The 18812-nt window shown below is 61.8% G+C and carries 18 protein-coding genes; 9 read left to right on the forward strand and 9 right to left on the reverse strand.

Going from position 1 to position 18812, the window contains the following annotated elements:
• Positions 1-12 precede the first annotated feature (12 nt).
• Complete coding sequence (gene tilS / locus ACLI1T_RS09915) at positions 13-993, reverse strand: tRNA lysidine(34) synthetase TilS (protein ID WP_411702566.1); 981 nt, start codon at positions 991-993, stop codon at positions 13-15.
• Positions 994-2280 carry a D-alanyl-D-alanine carboxypeptidase/D-alanyl-D-alanine-endopeptidase gene (gene dacB, locus ACLI1T_RS09920; RefSeq protein WP_034659560.1) on the reverse strand — a complete coding sequence of 429 codons (1287 nt, stop codon included), beginning with the start codon at positions 2278-2280 and terminating at the stop codon, positions 994-996.
• Between the two features lie 82 nt (positions 2281-2362).
• Between dacB and ACLI1T_RS09925 the strand changes: the two genes are divergently transcribed.
• A complete protein-coding gene (locus ACLI1T_RS09925) occupies positions 2363-2836 on the forward strand; it encodes an inorganic diphosphatase (protein WP_035108560.1) in 474 nt (157 codons plus the stop codon).
• Between the two features lie 305 nt (positions 2837-3141).
• Positions 3142-3972, forward strand: coding sequence for an endonuclease domain-containing protein (locus ACLI1T_RS09930; RefSeq protein WP_411702567.1), 831 nt, complete (start codon positions 3142-3144; stop codon positions 3970-3972).
• 73 nt (positions 3973-4045) lie between these two features.
• Here ACLI1T_RS09930 and ACLI1T_RS09935 read toward each other — a convergent pair whose 3' ends face one another.
• Together ACLI1T_RS09935 and ACLI1T_RS09940 are read right to left on the reverse strand one after the other, a co-directional pair.
• Positions 4046-5446, reverse strand: coding sequence for an FtsX-like permease family protein (locus ACLI1T_RS09935; RefSeq protein WP_411702568.1), 1401 nt, complete (start codon positions 5444-5446; stop codon positions 4046-4048).
• Positions 5443-6129, reverse strand: coding sequence for an ABC transporter ATP-binding protein (locus tag ACLI1T_RS09940; RefSeq protein ID WP_411702569.1), 687 nt, complete (start codon positions 6127-6129; stop codon positions 5443-5445). The genes ACLI1T_RS09935 and ACLI1T_RS09940 overlap by 4 nt, the downstream gene beginning before the upstream one ends.
• Between ACLI1T_RS09940 and ACLI1T_RS09945 the strand changes: the two genes are divergently transcribed.
• The 6 genes from ACLI1T_RS09945 to ACLI1T_RS09970 all read left to right on the forward strand — a co-directional run bounded on the left by ACLI1T_RS09945 (position 6128) and on the right by ACLI1T_RS09970 (position 13336).
• Positions 6128-6937 carry a sensor histidine kinase gene (locus ACLI1T_RS09945; RefSeq protein WP_411702570.1) on the forward strand — a complete coding sequence of 270 codons (810 nt, stop codon included), beginning with the start codon at positions 6128-6130 and terminating at the stop codon, positions 6935-6937. The genes ACLI1T_RS09940 and ACLI1T_RS09945 overlap by 2 nt on opposite strands.
• Entirely contained in the window at positions 6934-7602 is a 669-nt protein-coding gene (locus ACLI1T_RS09950) for a response regulator transcription factor (protein WP_349868140.1), read from the forward strand. Before ACLI1T_RS09945 ends, ACLI1T_RS09950 begins: the two co-directional genes overlap by 4 nt.
• A gap of 24 nt (positions 7603-7626) precedes the next feature.
• The gene (locus ACLI1T_RS09955) at positions 7627-7923 is read left to right on the forward strand and encodes a rhodanese-like domain-containing protein (protein WP_349853279.1); all 297 of its coding nucleotides are present in this window, start codon (positions 7627-7629) and stop codon (positions 7921-7923) included.
• Positions 7924-7960: 37 nt separating this feature from the next.
• Positions 7961-8419 (forward strand): MarR family winged helix-turn-helix transcriptional regulator, encoded by a 459-nt coding sequence (locus ACLI1T_RS09960; protein ID WP_023023982.1) that lies wholly within the window; start codon positions 7961-7963, stop codon positions 8417-8419.
• Between the two features lie 2 nt (positions 8420-8421).
• Positions 8422-12345, forward strand: coding sequence for a Pls/PosA family non-ribosomal peptide synthetase (locus tag ACLI1T_RS09965; RefSeq protein WP_411702571.1), 3924 nt, complete (start codon positions 8422-8424; stop codon positions 12343-12345).
• A 199-nt stretch (positions 12346-12544) separates the two neighbouring features.
• Entirely contained in the window at positions 12545-13336 is a 792-nt protein-coding gene (locus ACLI1T_RS09970; RefSeq protein ID WP_411702572.1) for an Abi family protein, read from the forward strand.
• A 103-nt stretch (positions 13337-13439) separates the two neighbouring features.
• Here ACLI1T_RS09970 and ACLI1T_RS09975 read toward each other — a convergent pair whose 3' ends face one another.
• The 5 genes from ACLI1T_RS09975 to groL form a co-directional block, all read right to left on the reverse strand.
• A complete protein-coding gene (locus ACLI1T_RS09975; protein WP_349862463.1) occupies positions 13440-14588 on the reverse strand; it encodes a lysophospholipase in 1149 nt (382 codons plus the stop codon).
• Positions 14589-14853: 265 nt separating this feature from the next.
• Positions 14854-15753, reverse strand: a complete 900-nt coding sequence (ppk2, locus tag ACLI1T_RS09980; protein ID WP_023023989.1) for a polyphosphate kinase 2 — start codon at positions 15751-15753, stop codon at positions 14854-14856.
• A gap of 150 nt (positions 15754-15903) precedes the next feature.
• Complete coding sequence (locus ACLI1T_RS09985) at positions 15904-16038, reverse strand: hypothetical protein (protein ID WP_349887076.1); 135 nt, start codon at positions 16036-16038, stop codon at positions 15904-15906.
• A 44-nt stretch (positions 16039-16082) separates the two neighbouring features.
• On the reverse strand, positions 16083-16256 hold the full coding sequence (locus ACLI1T_RS09990) for a hypothetical protein (protein ID WP_349862459.1): 174 nt from the start codon (positions 16254-16256) through the stop codon (positions 16083-16085).
• Positions 16257-16885: 629 nt separating this feature from the next.
• On the reverse strand, positions 16886-18529 hold the full coding sequence (gene groL, locus ACLI1T_RS09995; RefSeq protein ID WP_005279471.1) for a chaperonin GroEL: 1644 nt from the start codon (positions 18527-18529) through the stop codon (positions 16886-16888).
• Between the two features lies 1 nt (position 18530).
• Between groL and ACLI1T_RS10000 the strand changes: the two genes are divergently transcribed.
• The gene (locus tag ACLI1T_RS10000; RefSeq protein ID WP_156904629.1) at positions 18531-18674 is read left to right on the forward strand and encodes a hypothetical protein; all 144 of its coding nucleotides are present in this window, start codon (positions 18531-18533) and stop codon (positions 18672-18674) included.
• The last annotated feature ends 138 nt before the right edge of the window (positions 18675-18812 follow it).

Genomic DNA, 18812 nt, shown 5'->3' on the forward strand with positions numbered 1-18812 from the left:
GAGTGCGCTCCTTTAATGACCAGACAATAGTGCCAGTTTGCCACCTATACGTGCTACTTCCAACCTCTGCCCCGCTTGCCGCGCCGAACTCACAGCCACCGGCCCTTGTCCGTGCCAGTTGGTACACAGCTTGCCGATGCCCCCAAGCCCCTCCCTCGTCACCTTCACTCCCCGCTCGACAAGCCAGGCCGCAATAGCGCGCCGGCGTCGCGGCTCCGGCAGCGCGGCCAATTCCGCACAGTCCGCGGTGGCCGGCGTGGCGAGGTATCCTTCATCGCGCGCGGTATCCATCGCCGCTTGCGCCAACGCCGGTACCGCATCACCGCCGATTACCCGCGATAGCTCCGGGATGATTTCCCGGCGCAGCGCTACCCGCCGAAAATCCGTATCCGCGTTCTGCGGGTCCTGCCACACCTCTAACCCCAGCTCCGCGCACGCGCCCTCCGTATCGGCACGGCGCACCTGCAGAAATGGCCGCACTACCCGCGCGCCTTCCACTACTGTCCGCTCCGGCATGCCGGCCACCCGGCCGCGCAGGGCTCCAAGAAGGAGCGTTTCCGCCTGGTCATCGGCCGTATGCGCCACGGCAATCTCCAACGACCTTCCTCCTCTGCGCGAAGCTCCGTCTTCGCGCGCGGCCGCGGACATCGCTCGGTAGCGCTCTTGCCGAGCCACCGCTTCCAGCGAATTCCCCGCTTCGTCCGGCACCTGTACCACGAGCACCCGCGCCCGCGCGCCCAAGCTCTCTGCTTGCCGAGCCGCCTTCTCAGCCTGCGCACGCGAACCGTCCTGCAAACCGTGGTCGACGCACAGCGCGATGACATCGTGGCCCTCCGCGATCATCGCCGCGCACAGCGCTAAAGAATCCGCGCCGCCGGAAAGCCCCACCGCCACGGTGTGTTCCATCTTTGCCGCGCGGACCGCGCGCCGGCAGGCCAAAAAGTGCGGTGAGACCCGCGGCCAAAACGGCGTTACTCCAGGCTGTGGGCTCATTTAGAACTCATGCAGCGCCGCAGCGAGGTCGTCTTGGGCCGCGCGAGCCGCCATAATCTCGCCATCATTGACCAAGAACGCAAAGGAATACACGCGTCCGGATTGGCCTTGCGCGGTGCCCGCCAGCGCGGATACGCCGGTCAATGTGCCGGTCTTCGCCCGGACAAACCCGCGCGCCGTGGACTCCCCGTAGCGCTCGTGCAGCGTGCCGTCACCTCCTGCTACCGGCAAATACGCAGCCAAGGGGCGCAGCTGCGGGTCCTCCACCGCGCCGTTGACAATCTCAGCCAGCACGCTCGCGCTCAACCGGTTATCTACCGAAAGACCCGAGTTGTCCTTGATATCCACGCCACTTACATCGAACCCGTGCTCGCGCAGCACGTCCAGCGTGGCTTGGGTATCGGCTTGGAAGCTGGGCTGCTTGCCGCGGGCATCGGCAAGCTCGCGGGCAATTGCCTCTGCCATGACGTTATCGGAATGCCGCACCATCTCCAGCGCACGCTCGCCCAGGGGATCCGACTCGACGCTGGCCAGCTCCTCCGCACCGTCAGCCATCGTGCCCGCGGCGAATTTATCCGTGCCCAGGCGCTTGGCCAGCTCGCCCGCGACGTCGAGGGCCGGGGTGTGGCTGCGCGGCACATCGCCCTCCGTAGCGCCAATGCGCCCGCCATACAGCATGGCCGGTTCCATGGGCGCGACGAAGCCCTCATCGACGTTTTCCGGATCCCAGCCCGGTGCCTGCGGCTCGCCCGCCCACGCGGAGGTATCGATGTACACGCCCGCGACCTGGGTACCGGTCTTTTTAATCTGATCCGCCAGGTCATCGAGCTGCTCGTTGGTCATCCAGGCATCGCCAGCCGCCTTGATCACCACGTTGTTCGGGTCCTTGCCGCGGTAGACCTTGGTGGTAATCCGCTTCGACTCATCCAGGGCGAGCGTTGCCGCGGCGGTGGTCAGCACCTTCGTCGAGGAAGCCGGGGTCAGCGCCTTATCTGCATCGCGCTCCCACACCACCGTGCCGGTCTCACTATCGATGACCTGCCCGCCAAAGGTGGCCAAATCCTCGTTCTTGCCCAGCTCATCGAGCTTCGCGCTGAGCGCCGCAAAATCCACGTCCTGCGCCTTAGCCGGCTGCAGGGGATTCTCCGGGGCCTGGACCGTTTCGGCCTCGCCATGCGAAAGATCGCCGTACTCGCGCTGGATGGTAACCCCCAGCGCAGCCGTGCCCCCGACCGCCGCCGTGACCACCAGCGCGGTTACTGACCACCAAACCTTCTTAGCTTTCATCGCCACCAACCCTAGCGCGGATGGGCGACGCGCTAGACTATTGACGGTAATTAACACCCAATCCCACATGGAGGACATCGCTGTGAGCGTTGAAGTAACCATTGAAATCCCAAAGGGCTCCCGCAATAAGTACGAGGTGGACCACGAGTCCGGCAAGGTCTACCTGGACCGCTACCTGTTCACCCCAATGGCCTACCCCGCCGACTACGGCTTCATCGACCACACGCTTGGCGAAGACGGCGACCCCCTCGACGCCCTCGTCATCCTCCCCGAGCCCGTTTTCCCCGGTGTCATCGTTGAAGCCCGCATCGTCGGCGTGTTCAAGATGACCGATGAGGCCGGCGGCGACGACAAGCTGCTTGCCGTCATCGATGACCCACGCTGGGAGCGCTACCAGGACATCGATGATGTGGAACAGCACATCAAGGACGAAATCGAGCACTTCTTCGTCCACTACAAGGACCTCGAGCCCAACAAGGAAGTTTCCGGCTCCGGCTGGGGAGACAAGGCCGAGGCCGAGAAGATTCTGGAAGAGGCCAAGGCTCGCCTGAAGTAGGCTGCGGGGTTTCTCGGGGGCTTCGGGGGTTGGCCGCGGATTTTCGCGGCCGACTGGGCCGTTTTGGCGCGTGACTGGCCTGTTTTGAGGCCCAGCTGATGCGTTTTTGGCGGCCACCTGATGCGTTTTTGCAAATAGGCCATGGAAACCGTGAGGTTTGGGGCCACTATTTGTTAAAACGCATCAAACGAGCACCAACCAGGCACCAAAACCCACCAACCAGGCTCCAACCAAGCACCCAACCGTGCTGAATAAGCGCCTAAACGGACCACACAACCTTCGTTTCGGGGGATCGAGGGATAAGAATGGAAATTTTTCGGGGGAAAAGTGCCGCTCAGCAAGCGGTACGCCACGGCGCCGTCCGGATTGCGAACGGCTTCTGCCTGTCAGAGGAGCCGACGCCGAACCAGCTCGCGCGCATCATGAGCGAGCAATGGCCGGATTGTGCGCTCGACGGCTACTCGGCGGCGCTCAAGCACGTCGAAAAGCCGCTGCACTTTCCGCTGGAGTTCTTGCGCAGCTCATCGCTGCCGTCGAGTAAGTACTTCACTTCACGCCGCGCCCGGCCGAAGGGCGCGTTGACCTGGGACGGCGTCACCGTGTGCAATCCGCTGCAGGCGGTCGAGGCGATGCCGGAGGATGATGCGGTTGCCTTCCTCGAGGACTTTTATTCCGGCAAGGACGGACTCCAACGGCTGGAGCTAAATAAGCTGGACTACCAGCGGTTTCCGCGGCCGGTAAAGCGTGCCCTGGACAGGGCGATCATCGGCACGGATAGCGTGCCGGAGCGCCAATTAACGCGCGCCCTCGCGCCGCATTTCACGGTGCATAACAACATAAAAATAGGCCCCTACCACTGGGATCTGGTGATTGAGGAGCACAAGATAGCCATCGAGGTCGATGGCTACGCCTACCACCGGGGAGAAAACCGCCGCCAGTTTGAGTTGGACAGGCACAAGCTTAACGATGCCGTCCATCGCGGCTGGAAGCCCCTCCACTTCACCGCGACGACGATTGACCACTACCCGGATTTCGTGGTGCAGCAGGTACTGGCCACGGCGAAGAATAAGCGGCCCTTTGCGCGGCCGCCGTGGCAATGGCACCGCTTGTGGAGGCATGAAGGCGCGCGGCGCTAGTGCCAAGGCCGGGCCCAGGGCGAGCTAAGCTCAGTAAAGCAAAGCCCAAGGCGACCGAAGCTCAGGAAACCGGTTATTCCTTGCGGCGGCCGCTGCGGAGAACGTGGCCGCGCAGGGGCTCGACGAGCGCGATGGCGAGGAAGGTCACCGCCCAACCCACGGCGAGGAAGCTGAAGGAAATGAGGAGCCGCCCGGCGAGGTCGACGCCTTCTTCCCAAACGGTGCTAAAAAACATCAGGCCGGCGATGCCGCCGCCGAAGAGGAAGCCGAAGAGGCTGAGCGCGACGATGGGTCCCATCACGGCGAGGGTGTTCGTGCGGAATTGGAAGCGGCGCGGCACGCCCATCAGGTCGAGGGAGCGGATAAGTTCCTTGTCCTCGAAGGCGGACGATACTTGGCCGAGGAAGATGGACATGCTGGTCAGCGCGAAGCCGAAGAGCAAGGTCAGGACGACCCCGGTGGAGACGTCTCGGAACATGATGCCCGTTTCTTGTTCTTCCTTCATCGCGGTGGCAAGCGCATCGGTGCCCATGGGCGCGCCCAAGAGGAAGCCGGCGAGGAAGCCGAAGAAGCCGATGGCCGCGCTTTGTCGCCAGGCGCGGCGGGCGTTGGCGTTGACGCGCTGGCAGGCCACGAGGTGTGCGGTGCCGGGGAGCAAAGCCAAAAGGCGGGCGCCGATTTGCAGGAGGTAGGGCGCGACCAGGTTGATGCTCATGACCACCGCGAAGAGCACGACGGCCACGGAGATTTCGGGTGCGCCGGATTTGCCTTTGAGCAGGGCACCGCCGACGGTGACGATGAGGAGGAAGGCGATGAGGCGCCACCATCTGAAAGCGGCGGGCATCTGGCGCTTGGCCACGCCGAGGGGGCTGACGCGCACGCGCCGCATGCCGGCAAGGGCCGCGGCGAGGGCGAGGAGGAAGAGGACTGCGGCCACCGCGAGGTATCCCCACCAGGGCAGGATGATTTCCTCAAAGGCGACGGGGCGGTCCTGGAATTTCACGTGCGTGAAGACCGGGGCGATGAGCACGCTGACGAGCCAGCCGAGCACAATGCCGATGAGGGCTTGGATGCCGGTCTCGACGGCGGCCATGCGCTCAACTTGGTGGGAGCTTAGGCCCAGAAGGCGGAGGGTGGACAGGCGCTGTTCCCTGCCGGAGGCGCCGAGGACGGCGGCCTGCGCGGTCAGGTTAAACAGGGCGGGAACGATGAAAGCGCAAGCCATGAGCGCGAGGACGAACCAGGGCAGGAAGTAATCTTCCGGGGTGTCTCCGGCAGCGGCGCGCAGGGCGGGCACGGCGGATTCTGGGTGGTGGGCGCGCTGCCAGAACATCCAGGTGCCGCCGGCGACGAGAAAGGCGATGGCAGAACCCAGCGTCAGGCTCACGATGGCCAGCACGCTGACAATGCCCGCACCGGAGCGGGCGCGGACGGATTCGCGCTGGAGGCCGAGGACTAGGGTCGCGGTGTTCATGGCTGCACTCCTAAGCGGCGGTCATCGTGAATGATGCCGTCGCGGATTTCCACGCGGCGCTGCATCCAGTCCGCCACCTTGGGGTCATGGGTGACCATGACGAGGCTGGCACCGGATTGGCGCACGGTGGTGGTCAGCATCTGCATGACCTCGTGGCCGGTGGCTTGGTCGAGGGCGCCGGTGGGTTCATCGGCAAAGACGACGCCGGGGTTGGCCACGAGGGCGCGGGCGATGGTCACGCGCTGGGCCTGGCCGCCGGAGACTTGGGCGGGGCGGCGGTCTGCGAGATCGCCGAGCCCCAGCTGGTCAAGCAGCGACAGCGCCTTTGCGCGGGCCGCGCGCCGGCCTAGACCGTTGAGCATCGCGGGTAGCGCCACATTGTCCAGGTTGCTCAGCTCCGGCAGCAGCTGGCCGTCTTGGAAGACGAAGCCGAAGTGGCGGAGGCGGGTGCGGGAGCGGGCGGCATCGGAAAGCGTGGAGATGACTTCGTCGCCAAAGCGGACGCTGCCGTCGGTGGGCGTGAGCACGCCGGACATGCAGTGCAGCAGCGTGGATTTGCCGGAGCCGGAGGGCCCCATGATGGCGACGAGCTCGCCAGGGGTGATGTCCAGGGTGATGCCGGCCAGCACGGGGCCGCCGCCGAAATCCTTCGTGATGTCGTGGAGGGAAAGTGTCTGTGTCATGCTGTTCATTTCACCGTGCCGGGCGCGCTATTCCTACAGCGCTAAGGATACTTTCCGGGTAGTGCTAGCTTTACCCCTGCCTGGAGCGCGCGCGATTAGGCTTGGGGGCGTGTTTTTCAGCAAGAAGCAGGCCACCAGCAATGAGGAGCGGCAGGCGCGGGTCATCGCGGAGCTGACGGCCTCGCGCCGCGCGATTGCGGATGCCTACGAGGTGGAGCGAGCCCGCATCGAACGCGATCTGCACGATGGCGCGCAGCAATATTTGGTGGCGGCCAGCATGAAGCTCGGTGAGGCCCTGCTGGATGCCACCGGCTCTGAGGCCGAGCTGCTGGAGGCCGCGAAGCGGGACGTGGATCGCGGCCTGCGTTCGCTGCGCGCGACGGTGCACGGGATTCACCCGCAGGTCCTCCAGGATCACGGTTTGGTGGCCGCGCTTGCCGATGCCGCCTCCGCCCACGGCCCCCACGTCAGCGTCTACGCCCCACACCCGTTGCCGCGGCTTTCCGCCAGCGTGCTGGCCTGCGGTTATTTCTTCGGTACCGAGGCGCTGACCAATGCCGCGAAACACGCGCCCGGCGCGCCGGTCTCGGTGCTCATCACCTCGGATGCGGCGCTGCATATCTCGGTGGTGGATGAGGGCCCGGGCGGAGCACGGGTGGAGCCGGGGCGCGGGCTTTCCGGCATGGCCGAGCGGTTGGCGGCCTTTGGCGGGGAGATGTCGCTGTCCTCGCCGGAAGGCGGCCCGACGCGGGTGAGTTGTACGATTCCGCTCCTCTTGGAGCGCGGGCAGACGGGAGTATCAGCATGAGTGGATTGAGGATTGTGATTGCGGATGACTCCGCGATCCTGCGCGAGGGCCTTGCCGGGCTCTTGGAGCGCCGCGGCCACGAGGTTGTGGGCAGGGCGGGAACGGCGGTGGAGCTGGAGGGGGTCATCGGCAAGCTGAGTGCCCAGTTGCCGGATGTGGTGATAACGGATGTGCGCATGCCACCGGAGATGGGCGATGATGGGCTGAAGGCGGCGGTGGCGCTGCGCCGCGCCTATCCGGGCCTGCCGGTGATGGTGCTATCGCAGTACGTGGCGCCGGCGTATGCGGTAGCGCTGTTTGATTCCCCGGATGCGGGCACCGGGTATCTGCTCAAGGATCGCGTCTCTGAGGTGCGCGATTTCCTGGCCAGCCTCGAGGTGGTGGCCCAGGGCGGCACGGTCATTGATCCGACGGTGGCGCAGGCGCTGATGCGCTCTGGGCGCAGCGGGTTGGGCGAGCTCAGCCCGCGCGAGCGCGAGGTCCTAGAGCTGATGTCGCGCGGGAAGTCCAATAAGGACATCGCCGCCGAGCTGGTGCTCTCGGGCGCTGCGGTGGCCAAGCACGTCTCCAATATCTTTACCAAGCTGCGCCTGGACCCCAGCGAGGATAACCGCCGCGTAAAGGCGATCTTGCAGTATCTGTCCGCGGCCACCTACGGCGGCTAGCGCGCGGCACGTAAACTGCGGGGTATGCAAAACGTACAGCCAACCGAAGTTCCAGCAGGCGCGCAACTTATCGATGTGCGCGAAAACGACGAATGGGCCACCGTGCATGCGGAGGGCGCCACCCATATTCCCATGAGCGAGATAACGGGTCGCATCCAGGAAATCGACCCGGACCGCGATATTTATGTGATTTGCCACTTAGGCGGGCGCAGCGCGCAGGTCTGCCAGTATTTGGAGAACTCCCTGGGCTGGGACGTTATTAATGTTGAGGGCGGCACCGATAAGTGGGAGGCGGATGGCCTGCCCGTCGTTCGCGATTAATTGGCCTTTACCCATCTTTTGAGATTATGATGATGGTATGGCTTCCACTAATAATTCTGGCATACCAACCTCCCTGCTCGAATCCCCGTCCTTTCAGCTAGAGCGCCTGCGCCGTCGCACCCGCGATGGCGTCGAGGTGGCTCTGCAGACGAAGCAGACGACCATCCGCGAGTTCTGGGTGCTTACCTGCCTCGTCGAGGCGGATGCCGCCTCCCAGTCCTTCCTGTCTGAGACCTTGGCCATCGACGCCTCCGATATGGTGCGGCTTATTGATGCCCTCGAGGAGCGTGGCTGGGCCAAGCGCGAGCGCGATCCCAAGGACCGCCGCCGCCAAATCGTGGCGTGCACCAAGAAGGGCACCAAGACCCACAAGGACTTGGCGGAGCTCGTCGCCAACGCCGAGGATGACGCGCTCGACGTATCCACCAATAAGCAGCTCAAGCACCTGCGCAAGCTGGCCAAGGCCATCATCGCTGCGGACGAGGACGAGGCATAAGCATGGACGAGCCCGAAGAATGTAGTAGGTCTAATACAGAACTTCCCAGCGTCCCGCAGCAGTACCTCCTGCGCGATCTGGCCCCGCGCCCGCGCACGCTGTGGGACATCATCACGACCACCGCTGAGATTCACCCAGAAGCCGCCGCGCTTGATGATGGCGAGATCATCACCTACGCCGAACTCGTCCACGAGGTCCAGCTGTGGGCCACAGAGCTGCACGTCAATGGCGTGCGCCGCGGCGATCGCATCGGCATCCGGATGACCTCTGGCAAGCGGGATCTCTACCTCGCCATCTTGTCCACCCTGGCCGCCGGCGCTGCCTACGTGCCGGTGGATGCGGACGATCCGGATGAGCGCGCGGAGATGGTCTTTGGTGAGGCCGATATTGATGGCCTGTTTAGCGATGACGGCTTCCGCTTCCTGCGCGAAACCCCGCGCCACGCGGCCGAGGAGATCGAGGCCCCGCGGCCTGAGGACACCGCGTGGATCATCTTTACCTCCGGATCCACGGGCAAGCCGAAGGGCGTGGCCGTAAGCCACCGCTCTGCGGCCGCCTTCGTGGATGCGGAGGCCAGCCTCTTCCTCGTCGATCATCCCCACGGCCCACTCGGCCCGGAAGACCGCGTGCTGGCCGGTCTTTCCGTTGCCTTCGACGCATCCTGTGAAGAGATGTGGCTGGCCTGGGGCCACGGCGGCTGCCTGGTTCCGGCCCCGCGTTCCTTGGTGCGGTCTGGCATGGACCTTGGTCCGTGGCTGATTCGCCGCGATATCACCGTCGTCTCCACGGTCCCTACCCTGGCGGGCCTGTGGCCAGCGGAAGCACTGGATAATATCCGCCTGCTCATCGTCGGCGGCGAGGCCTGCTCTCAGGAGTTGGTGGACCGCTTGGCCACCGAGGACCGCGAGATGTGGAATACCTACGGCCCCACGGAGGCCACCGTCGTCGCCTGTGCGCAACGGATGATTCCGGGGCGCGCGGTTTCGATCGGGCTGCCGCTGAACGGGTGGGATTTGGTGGTCATCGATAAGCAGGGCCAACCCGTTGGCCTGGGTGAAACCGGCGAATTGGTCATCGGTGGCGTGGGCCTGGCCAGCTACCTGGACCCGCAAAAGGATGCGGAGAAATACGCGCCGCTGGAATCCATGGGCTGGCAGCGCGCCTACCGCACCGGCGACCACGTGCGCCTGGAAGAAGACGGCCTGTACTTTGTGGGCCGCGTGGATGACCAGGTAAAGATTGGCGGGCGCCGCATTGAGCTGGGTGAGGTCGACGCGAACGTCGCCGCGCTGGATAACGTCTATAACTCCGCCGTGGCTGTGCAAAAGACCCCCGGCGGCGAATCCGTGCTGGTGGGATACGTCTCGCTGGAAGATGAGGCGCGTGGCTTTAACCACGGCGTGGCCCACGAGCGCCTTGCGGAAACCATGCCTGCGGCGCTAGTCCCGCGCATCTGCGTGATGGATGAACTGCCGGTGCGCACCTCCGGCAAGGTGGATAAGAAGGCGCTGCCGTGGCCGCTACCCGGCGTCGGCGTGGAATCGACCACGCTGACAGAGACCGAGAAGTGGCTGGCGGAGCTCTGGGTCGAGACCCTCGGCGTATCCGTGGAGGATGAGAACGCCGATTTCTTTGACCTCGGCGGTACCTCCCTGGCCGCGGCGACGCTGGTGGGCCACATCCGCGATCGCTACCCCACCGTGGCCGTCCGCGATCTCTATGATCACCCGCGGCTAGGTTCGCTGGCAGAGCTCATCGCCGGCGCCGAACCGCGCCCAAAGGCGGAGCAACAGGCGCCGCTGCGCGAGGTTACCCCCGTGGGCGCGAAGACCCGCGTCGCCCAAACGCTGCTGCAAATCCCCGCCATGACGCTGGCTGCGACCACCTGGCTGGCCTGGCTCATGCTGGGCTCGACGGTGGCTTCTGCCTTGGGCGTTAATTGGGCGCAGCCCTTCCCGTGGTGGTTGGTCATTGCGCTGGTGCTCATCTTTGCCACGCCGCTGGGCCGCATCCCCATCGGTGGCTTTGGTGCGCGCCTGATTACCGCCGGCATCACGCCCGGCGATTATCCGCGCGGTGGTTCGACCCACCTGCGCATTTGGACCGCGGAGCGGTGGGCCGATGCCTCGGGATCGCGCTCCATTGCGGGCGCCACCTGGGTCAATAACTACGCCCGCGCCCTGGGCGTGAAGATGAAGCGCGGCGTGGACCTGCACTCGCTGCCACCGGTGACGGGCCTGCTCACCCTGGGCAAGCACGCCGCGGTGGAGCCGGAGGTCGATCTCACCGGCTACTGGTTGGACGGCGACGTCCTCCACGTCGGCGCCATCGACATCAAGGAGGGCGCCCGCGTGGGCGCGCGCTCCACCCTGCTGCCTGGCACCGTGGTGGGCAAGTACGCCCACGTGGAGGCAGGTTCCACCGTCACCGGCCGCAAGAAGATCAAGGACGGCCAGCGTTGGTCCGGCTCGCCCGCCAAGAAGGTGGGCCGCTCCAAGCACCGCTTCCCCTCCAAGCCGCCCAAGCGCCGCCCCTGGTGGGTAGCCATTTACGGTGCGACCTCGCTGTTCCTGGCCGCGCAGCCGCTTATCGCGCTGTTTGTCGGCGCCATCGTTGATTTGGCGCTGGTGCATTGCACGGCCGGCAACCGCTTCATCGGCGCGGTGCTCTTCGCTCCCCTCGCGGCACTCGTGGCCTTTGCCACCTACATGCTGCAGACCTGGCTGGGCGTGCGCATCTTGTCCATCGGCATTTCACCCGGCGTGAACCCGGTGCGCTCCGCCGCCGGCTGGCGCCTGTGGGCCATCGAGCGCCTCATGGATGAGGCCCGCACGCAGCTCTTCCCGCTCTATGCCTCGCAGCTGACCCCACGGTGGCTGCGAGCTTTGGGCGCGCGCATTGGCAAGGACGTGGAGATTTCCACCGCCGTGATGATCCCCGCGCTCACGGACGTCAAAGACGGCGCCTTCCTTGCCGATGACACCATGATCGGCGGCTACGAGCTCGGCGGCGGCTGGATTCACTCCGGCGAGGCCAAGGTGGGCAAGCGCTCCTTCGTAGGCAACTCCGGCATTACCGCACCTGGGCGCAAGCTTTCCAAGAACTCACTGGTCGCGGTGCTGTCCTCCACGCCGAAGAAGACGAAGTCCGGCGCCAACTGGTGGGGTTCCCCGCCAGAGCGCATGCGGCGCGTTACCGCGCAGATCGATGCCCCCGCTGAGTCCGCCGAGGCCCTGACCTATAACCCGGGGTTCAAGCTCAAGGCCGCCCGCGGCGTGGTGGAGACCATGCGCCTGCTCGCGCCGATGTTCTCGGCCATGCTGCTCGCCGCCACCCTGGGGACGCTGTATTACCTGCTTGCCGATGTCGGCTTCCTCGCCACCTGGGCCCTTTCCGGCCTCGTGCTCATGGCGATGGGCGCTATCGCCATGGCCGTAACCATCGCCGTGAAGTGGATCTGCGTGGGCAGGCACAGTGCGGCCGACCACCCGCTGTGGAGCGTTTTCGTGTGGCTCAACGAGCTCCAAGATACCTTCGTGGAGGTCGTCGCCGCCCCGTGGTTCTTCCAGCACACCTACGGCACAGGAGAGATCAACCTGGGCCTGCGGGGGCTGGGTGTGGACATCGGCAAGGGCGCCTGGATCGAATCCTACTGGTTCCCAGAAACCGATCTCTGCCACGTCGGCGCCGGCGCCTCCGTGGGACCCGGTACCGTGGTGCAGACCCACCTATTCCAGGACCGCGTGATGAGCTTGGATACCGTCACCATCGAGGCCGGCTCCACGCTCGCCTCCCACTCGGTGGCGCTGCCCGCCTCGCTCATTGGTGAATCCAGCACCGTCGGGCCCGGTTCGCTGGTCATGCGCGGTGACCGCGTCCCCGCCAACGCCACCTGGCAGGGCAACCCCATCGAGCCGTGGGGTTAGCCCACGCAAACACCGAACCCCAGCTTTAGAGGGACCACCACAAGGTCAACCTCAAGCCGGGGTTCTGTAAGCAAAAGACCCCTCCTCAGCCAAGCCGCTGAACGGTTGACCACCACAAGGAGGGGAATACTATACCGAGTATAATCGGACGTGCCGCCTCAATCAAAAATATTTTTAAAGAGCCCTTAAGTTGGTAGCCATGAGTAGTAAACGGATTAAAAAAGAGTGGTTATCAGAAAACAGGTTGGAGCCCTACCTTACAAAAACCGGTGGATCCACAGATAAGGCTTTTGAGCTCTACGAACTCGATCGCCACCTTAGTGCTTCCCTTTTTCACGAGATAGCCTTCATCGAGGTAGCATTACGTAACTCAGTTTCTGGATATCTCAGCACCGAATACGGAGATGATTGGTATTGCAAGCTCGAGATGGGGTTCGATAAACGGGTTCGAGACAATATCACAGAAGCATGGAATAGCCTGCCAAGAGACTTCACCAAGAATACCGAACGAAGCAGAAGGCTAGGAGGAAGGGTCATTGCTGCTTCGATGTTTAGAACTTGGACAAATATCCTCGATACAGGAGGCTCCACGGGCTTACCAACCCCTTTCAACAATGCTGATCATGACAGAATTTGGTCCCGCCAAGCCTTAATTTCTGTCTTCCCAGGTGCGAATTCAGTAGCTCGGAAGAAAGATCCAGAATATTCCACTCACGGTCTGACCCGTAAGTGGGTTCATTCCAAAATCCTCGAGATAAAGAAAATTAGAAATAGGGTTGCGCATCACGAGTCTGTAGTCCTTCGCGGCATCCCTGTCACGGGCACAGATACTCGTTTACGGCCTAGAGAATGCCACGAGGCCTGCCAAGATGTAGCAGCGATGTTGGACCGTGATTTAGCCTCTTACCTCACGGAAAACCTGCCCACAACAGCAATTCTCACCGAGTTGGACACCTTCTACGCAGGTCTAAATAATTCAAACAAATCATAAATGACCCACCTTCCCCAGGCCGCTAAAGCCTAAGTACCAACCCAACGGCAGGGAAAGCAGGTCATTATGTGCCGGGCCTATTGAACCCGAGACACGCTATCTTCTACACGTGGCGGTCCAGCCAGTCCACCACGGTGTCGAGGGCCTGGTCAGCGGCTGGCTCGTTGAAGACCTCGTGCTTCTGGCCCTCCCAGTTGATGTATTCCACGTCATCAGAGGAAATGGAGTTGTACCAGTCCTGGGAGAAGTACGGCGGAACGATGCCATCCTTGGTGCCGTGCATGATAAGCGTCGGCGCGGTGAATAGGTCAGCGTTCACAGCATCGTAGGTGGCGATAGCACCCAGCTGCAGCGCGGTACCGGCGCTGGTCTTTTGCGCGATGAGCGGGCTAGACGCGTACTCGTCCTTTACGGCCTGGCTGGTGGAAATGCCTTCCGTAAAGGGGTTGGACAGCATGATCTTCTTAGAAAGCTCCGGCGACTGCGCACCAATGTGGGTGCGGTGCGGGATTAGGTTCTGCGCGTAGTGGGCGTTGAAGCTGGTGATATCCGCCAACGGCAGGCGCTCGAACAGGGTGGGGTCGAGCTGCTTTTGCACCTCAGAAATCTCGTCCGGGGTGATGGTCCGGCCGGTTGCCTTCTTGCCGGACAGGTTCAACGGTGCACCGCCGCCGTTGGTGATGATGCCGTCGACCTTGCCAGGTTCACGAATGCCGTACGCCTGGACGGTCAGGGAGCCCATGGAGTGGCCCAGCAGGAAGGTCTTTACATCAGGGTGCTCACCCTTGGCCATGTCGACGACGCGGTCGAAGTCATTGAGGATGTACTGGAAGTTATCGATGTGCCCCAGCGGCGTGCTGCCGGAGGCAGACTTGCCGTGTCCACGGTGGTCCAGGCGGTAGACGTTGTAGCCAGCGTCCAACAGGCGCTTGGCCACGTAGTCATAGCGGCCAGAGTGCTCAGAAACGCCGTGTGCCAACACAACGTTGCCGCGTGGGTTTTCTACCAGCTGCTTGCGGTAGTAAATCTTCACGCCCTCGCCGTCGTGGCTATCGAAGTAGCCGTCTTCATCGGCGATCTGCTTATCGGAAACGGTGGAGCGACCGAGCACGTCGGTCTTATCTGCCGCCACCTCTGCTACTGGCTGGCCGCCTTCTGCAAAGGCGGTAGCGGTGAGCGTTCCCGATACTGCGATGGGCGCCATGGATACAGCGGTTGCGGTAGCCAGAACGCACAGTTTCTTCCTCATCATGTACGTACTCCTTATAGTGGTTTGTATCACGCATACTGATAGGATGACTCTTAAGTCACTTTGATAATAGTTTCCTGGGGAACGTAATTCAAGTATTTTTTATTTATGGCTGTCCGCTTTTTAAGAAATAGCTGCGAGAGTTGTCAGGCACCCTCACGCTGCCGCCATAAAGAAGGTTGAGCCTCCTCAGCGGCCTTAGACATAGCAAAGCGGGAAGACCGATCTCCTCGATCTTCCCGCTCAACGGCGCTAGGGATTAACGCTACTAATCACCAATCTGGTCGCGACCGCGCTTGACGATGTTCCCGTCCGGCTCACCCACCACGTCGTAATCTTTATTGGTGTATTCAAACTTGGACAAGACATACCGCATCGCATTGACGCGAGCGCGCTTCTTGTCATTGGACTTGATGGTAATCCACGGCGATTCCTCAGTATCCGTATAACGGAACTGCTCTTCCTTCGCGCGCGTGTAGTCATCCCACTTATCCAGAGAAGCCAGGTCCATCGGCGAAAGCTTCCACTGGCGCACCGGGTCAATCTGGCGGATAGCAAAGCGCGTGCGCTGTTCCTTCCGGGTAACAGAGAACCACAGCTTGGTCAGCGAAATGCCCGATCCCAGGATCATGTTTTCTAGCATGGGCACCTCGCGCAGGAACTCCGCGTGCTGCGACTCGGTACAAAAGCCCATCACCCGCTCAACGCCGGAGCGGTTGTACCACGAGCGGTCAAAGAAGACGATTTCGCCGGCAGCCGGGAAATGCTCGATATAGCGCTGGAAATACCAGGAGGTGGACTCACGTGGGGATGGCTTTTCCAACGCGACGGTGCGCGCACCACGCGGGTTCAAGTGCTCATTGAAGCGCTTGATGGTTCCGCCCTTACCGGCAGCATCGCGACCCTCAAATAAAATGATGTGGCGCTGGCCAGTTTCCTTGGTCCAGTTCTGCCACTTCAATAGCTCAATTTGAAGTGCGCGCTTAATGGACTCGTATTCATTGCGAGTCATACGCTCTTCATAAGGGTAATTCTCCCGCCACGTCTGCACCGGAGAGCCATCCGGCATGATCAGCGACGGATCATCCTCATCCGTTCCGTCAACGACGAAGCCGTCGGTTTTTGCAAGGTCAATCTCAGGAAGATCGTCGTCTTTAATATCAGCCATGCACTTAGTGTAACCCGAATGTAGACATCTAGCGCGCTAACTTTTCGCAGGTGCACCCCATAAATAAAGGAAAGGAAAACGAAAAAAGACCTACCGAAACCGGTAGGTCTTCTTTGTTTAGTAAGCCTTAAGGCTCACCCGAGGATGCTCTTAGACGAACATGCCGATCAGCTGGGATGCACCGTCAGCAATGTTGATGAACGGCTCAACTACAGTGTGAACAGCTTCAACAACACCGTTGGCTGCACCGTTGAACTCAGAGGAAAAGACGATGGCTTCTTTCATTTTTATCTCCTAGTGAAAAGGTATGGAAAGTGATCCGGGTTAGATTACTTGGAGGACAGCTCTGGCAGCTCTGGGAAATCGATAAGCTCCTTGGCGCCGTCCTTCAGGTTCTGACCGGAAAGAATCTCGGTGACGCCGGACAGTACCTTGTACCAGCCCTGCTGAGTGTTTACGAAGTTGTCAAGGTGCATCTGGATGGTGGCGAGATCCACGTTCATGTTTTTCTCCTCGAATAGGTCCGAAGCTTGTACCCCGAAGGGGCTTTGCAATGTGCAGGCACCCTCGGTAGGCGCTACGAGGAGTATTTTGCCATAGGGCTTCAGCGAAGCAACCCCAGATTTCTAGAAACCTTCTCAGCGCCTTAAGTTTTCATAAAAATTTTACACTGGATTTTTACTTCAATCGTTTACCTTAATTACAACTGTATGCCGCTGAACTGGGACTACCGCGCCGCCGCCTCGCCGCAAGGTTAAGGAAAAATTAACACCGTAAAGATTGGTGATGAATTTTCCTATAAATGCAGAACTGGAGATTTATATGGAATTAGTTTTCATTACCGCGGTTTTGCCCACTTTTTACCCTATAACGGGGTTAGTTCCGGTAACTAAAGATGATTAGAGCCACCACCGATGTAACGAAAAGTAGATCGCAAGCTATACAAACGGATCCGTTCGTATCCCCTGTCTCCTCAAAGGGATAACCGCCTCAGCGCTTTGCAGAGGGGTATAAAACGCCGCTGCGCCCCTCGCCGCGTGCGTTCAGCACACAGTGAGGGGCGCAGCTTTCGCCAGACTCGAGCGCATATAAGAGCGGGAGCTCAGTATGCGCTAAGCGTGGTGCAGGGCGCTTAGAAGCCCATGCCACCCATAGCGTCAGCGTCAGGCATAGCGTTGTTGGAGCCGGCAGGCTCTGGCTTATCGGCCACAACAGCCTCGGTGGTCAGGAACAGTGCCGCAATGGAAGCAGCATTCTGCAGTGCAGAGCGGGTGACCTTAACCGGGTCATTGATGCCGGATTCCATGAGGTTGACGTACTCACCGGTAGCGGCGTTGAGGCCCTCACCAGCAGGCAGGCCGGAGACCTTATCTGCAACGACGCCGGGCTCCAGGCCAGCGTTGTGAGCGATCTGCTTCAGCGGTGCAGACAGTGCTTCGCGGACGATCTTTACACCGGTGGCTTCATCGCCTTCAGCCTCGATGGAATCAAGGACGGAAGCTGCCTGCAGCAGGGCAACGCCACCGCCGGCAACGATGCCTTCTTCCACGGCTGCCTTGGCGTTGCGCACGGCGTCCTCGATGCGGTGCTTGCGCTCCTTGAGCTCAACCTCGGTAGCGGCACCAACCTTGAGCACGGCCACGCCACCGGAGAGCTTGGCCAGGCGCTCCTGCAGCTTCTCGCGGTCGTAATCGGAATCGGAGTTCTCGATCTCGGCGCGGATCTGCTTGATGCGGCCATCGATCTGCTCCTGGGTGCCAGCACCCTGGACGATGGTGGTCTCATCCTTGGTGACAACGACCTTGCGTGCCTGGCCCAAGTACTCCAGCTCGGCGGTCTCGAGGGAGAGGCCAACCTCTTCGGAGATGACCTGGCCGCCGGTCAAGATGGCCATGTCCTGCAGGGTGGCCTTGCGGCGGTCACCGAAGCCCGGGGCCTTAACGGCAACGGACTTGAAGGTGCCGCGAATCTTGTTCACCACGAGGGTGGACAGGGCTTCGCCCTCAACGTCCTCAGCAATGATCAGCAGCGGCTTGCCGGACTGCATGACCTTTTCCAGCAGCGGAACGAGGTCCTTGATATTGGAGATCTTGGAAGAGACCAGCAAGATGTACGGATCCTCCAGGACTGCTTCCTGGCGCTCCATATCGGTGGCGAAGTAGCCGGAGATGTAGCCCTTATCAAAGCGCATACCCTCAGTAACCTCGAGGTCTACGCCGAAGGTGTTGGACTCTTCCACGGTGATAACGGAGTCCTTGTTTACGGAACCGTTGCCCACGGTGTACATAGCTTCGGCGATCTTCTCACCGATTGCCGGGTCTGCGGCGGAAATGCCAGCGGTGGTAGCGATCTGCTCCTGGGTTTCTACTTCCTTGGCGGAAGACAGCAGGGAGTCCACGACCTTCTTGGTTGCGGTCTCGATGCCGCGCTTGATGCCCATTGGGTTGGAACCAGCGGCTACGTTGCGCAGGCCTTCGCGGACGAGTGCCTGTGCCAGAACGGTTGCGGTGGTGGTGCCGTCGCCGGCGACGTCATCGGTCTTCTTGGCAACTTCCTTGACCAGCTCGGCGCCGATCTTTTCGTAAGCATCCTCGAGCTCGATTTCGCGAGCGATGGAAACGCCGTCATTAGTAATGGTCGGTGCGCCCCAGGACTTTTCTAGGACGACGTTGCGGCCCTTAGGTCCGAGGGTGACCTTGACTGCGTCAGCCAGAGTATTCAGGCCGCGCTCAAGGCCGCGGCGGGCCTCTTCATCAAAAGCGATAATCTTTGCCATAGTGTTTGTGCTCCTTGGATTTATTGAGGACGACACTCACGTCTTTCTCGCTGCGGACGCCCGCGACGGCATGGCTGGTGAGTGTGGACCAACCTCAACCACAACGATGGAGATTTATCTAGCACTCATCCTGTCCGAGTGCTAACGCCCATTCTGGCACTCTCCTACCCCTACTGCAAGAAACAACGCGCTTGCCTGTAGCGATCTTTTGCCCGCTGCGTACCGCTGTAGCACTTCCCCTGGGAGGGGTGGCGAAGGAGGAAGGAAGGGGGCATCGGCAAGC

This window comes from Corynebacterium tuingiense (assembly GCF_046718165.1).
In the GTDB taxonomy this organism is placed as follows: Bacteria; Actinomycetota; Actinomycetes; order Mycobacteriales; family Mycobacteriaceae; genus Corynebacterium.

What these genes read in the sequence shown, in the direction of transcription:
- ACLI1T_RS09985 (WP_349887076.1), bottom strand. Translation starts at nt 16,038, where the DNA reads ATGAAAGAAGCCATCGTCTTTTCCTCTGAGTTCAACGGTGCAGCCAAC.
- ACLI1T_RS09960 (WP_023023982.1), top strand. Translation starts at nt 7,961, where the DNA reads ATGGCTTCCACTAATAATTCTGGCATACCAACCTCCCTGCTCGAATCC.
- ACLI1T_RS09930 (WP_411702567.1), top strand. Translation starts at nt 3,142, where the DNA reads ATGGAAATTTTTCGGGGGAAAAGTGCCGCTCAGCAAGCGGTACGCCAC.
- ACLI1T_RS09935 (WP_411702568.1), bottom strand. Translation starts at nt 5,446, where the DNA reads ATGAACACCGCGACCCTAGTCCTCGGCCTCCAGCGCGAATCCGTCCGC.
- ACLI1T_RS09945 (WP_411702570.1), top strand. Translation starts at nt 6,128, where the DNA reads ATGCTGTTCATTTCACCGTGCCGGGCGCGCTATTCCTACAGCGCTAAG.
- ppk2 (WP_023023989.1), bottom strand. Translation starts at nt 15,753, where the DNA reads ATGGCTGATATTAAAGACGACGATCTTCCTGAGATTGACCTTGCAAAA.
- ACLI1T_RS09940 (WP_411702569.1), bottom strand. Translation starts at nt 6,129, where the DNA reads ATGACACAGACACTTTCCCTCCACGACATCACGAAGGATTTCGGCGGC.
- groL (WP_005279471.1), bottom strand. Translation starts at nt 18,529, where the DNA reads ATGGCAAAGATTATCGCTTTTGATGAAGAGGCCCGCCGCGGCCTTGAG.
- dacB (WP_034659560.1), bottom strand. Translation starts at nt 2,280, where the DNA reads ATGAAAGCTAAGAAGGTTTGGTGGTCAGTAACCGCGCTGGTGGTCACG.
- ACLI1T_RS09965 (WP_411702571.1), top strand. Translation starts at nt 8,422, where the DNA reads ATGGACGAGCCCGAAGAATGTAGTAGGTCTAATACAGAACTTCCCAGC.
- ACLI1T_RS09990 (WP_349862459.1), bottom strand. Translation starts at nt 16,256, where the DNA reads ATGAACGTGGATCTCGCCACCATCCAGATGCACCTTGACAACTTCGTA.
- ACLI1T_RS09975 (WP_349862463.1), bottom strand. Translation starts at nt 14,588, where the DNA reads ATGATGAGGAAGAAACTGTGCGTTCTGGCTACCGCAACCGCTGTATCC.
- tilS (WP_411702566.1), bottom strand. Translation starts at nt 993, where the DNA reads ATGAGCCCACAGCCTGGAGTAACGCCGTTTTGGCCGCGGGTCTCACCG.
- ACLI1T_RS09955 (WP_349853279.1), top strand. Translation starts at nt 7,627, where the DNA reads ATGCAAAACGTACAGCCAACCGAAGTTCCAGCAGGCGCGCAACTTATC.
- ACLI1T_RS09970 (WP_411702572.1), top strand. Translation starts at nt 12,545, where the DNA reads ATGAGTAGTAAACGGATTAAAAAAGAGTGGTTATCAGAAAACAGGTTG.
- ACLI1T_RS09950 (WP_349868140.1), top strand. Translation starts at nt 6,934, where the DNA reads ATGAGTGGATTGAGGATTGTGATTGCGGATGACTCCGCGATCCTGCGC.